At 80.1% G+C, this 1385-nt stretch carries 1 protein-coding gene and 1 pseudogene; both read left to right on the top strand.

Annotated features, from left to right (window positions below; all coding sequences use genetic code 11):
* Positions 1-231: pseudogene (locus tag NH342_RS22965) on the top strand (septum formation initiator); the annotation flags it as partial.
* Positions 224-1360, top strand: a complete 1137-nt coding sequence (locus NH342_RS22970) for a TadA family conjugal transfer-associated ATPase (RefSeq protein WP_253018696.1) — start codon at positions 224-226, stop codon at positions 1358-1360. The pseudogene NH342_RS22965 and the gene NH342_RS22970, both read left to right, overlap by 8 nt.
* Positions 1361-1385: the final 25 nt, after the last annotated feature.

Here is a 1385-nt window from a genome sequence, read left to right on the forward strand (position 1 = left end):
CCGGCATGGGCGCGTGCGGTGCTGGTCGCGCGCACTTGCCCGGGCGGGCTGGGTGCGGGCGAGGTCGGGGCCGTGCTGGGCCGCCCGGTGGTCGCCGAGCTGGTGCACGACCGGTCCGCGCTGCCCCGCGGGGAACGAGGCGAGCCGCCGCAGACCGGGCCGCGCACCCCGCTCGGCCAGGTGGTCCGCCGCCTGCTGCCCCGCCTGCAGCGGGCGGTCAGCGGTGGCTGAGCCGCTGGTCGAACGGGTGCGGCACCGGCTGGCGGGCGTCGTCCCCGGGGTGCCGAGCCAGGCGGAGGTCGCCGCCGTCGTGCGGCAGGAGGCCGGCGGCCTGCTCGGCGACGGCGACGTGCTGACCGCGGTGCGCGCCGCGGTCGACGAGGTCGCCGGCGCCGGGGTCCTGGAACCCCTGCTGCGCCGCCCGGGCACCACCGACGTCCTGGTCGTCGGTCCCGGCGCGGTGTGGGTCGACCGCGGCGGTGGGCTCGAGCGCACCGGGGTCGTCTTCCCCGACGACGACGCCGTGCGCCGGCTCGCCGTCCGGCTGGCCGCCTCCGCCGGCCGGCGGCTGGACGACGCCGCACCCTGGGTCGACGTCGGCCTGCCCGACGGCACCCGGCTGCACGCCGTCCTGCCCCCGGTGTCGGGGTCGGGCACCTGCCTGTCGCTGCGGGTGCTGCGGCGGGCCCGGCTGGGCCTGCCCGAGCTCGCCGCGGCCGGCGCGCTGCCGGGCCGCTCGGGTGAGCTGCTGGTCGGGCTGGTCCGCCGCCGGGCAGCGTTCCTGGTCACCGGCGGCACGGGCACCGGCAAGACCACCCTGCTCTCGGCGCTGCTCGGCCTGGTCGACCACGCCGAGCGGCTGCTGCTGTGCGAGGACGCCGCCGAGCTGGACCCGGTCCACCCGCACGTGGTGCGGCTGCTCACCCGCCCACCCAACGTCGAGGGCGTCGGCGCGGTGGGGCTGCGGGACCTGGTCCGGCAGGCGCTGCGGATGCGGCCCGACCGGCTCGTCGTGGGGGAGGTGCGGGGTGCCGAGGTCGTGGACCTGCTGGCCGCGCTCAACACCGGCCACGACGGCGGCTGCGGCACGCTGCACGTCAACCGGGCCACCGACGTCCCCGCCCGGCTGGAGGCCCTCGGGGTGGCCGCCGGGCTGGGGCGGGCGGCGGTGCACAGCCAGGCCGCCGCCGCGCTGTCGGTGGTCGTGCACCTGCGCCGCGGACCTGCCGGCCGGCAGGTGGCCGAGCTGGGCGTGGTGGTCCGCCGCGGGGACCTCGTCGAGGTGGTCCCCGGTTGGCGTGCCGACGGCGGGCCGGTCCCCGCCGCCGGGGAGCTGGCCGACCTGCTCGGGGTGCCGTGACCGCGGGCCTCCTCGCCCTGGCCGC

This window comes from Klenkia sp. PcliD-1-E (genome assembly GCF_024124375.1).
Taxonomy (GTDB): Bacteria; Actinomycetota; Actinomycetes; order Mycobacteriales; family Geodermatophilaceae; genus Klenkia.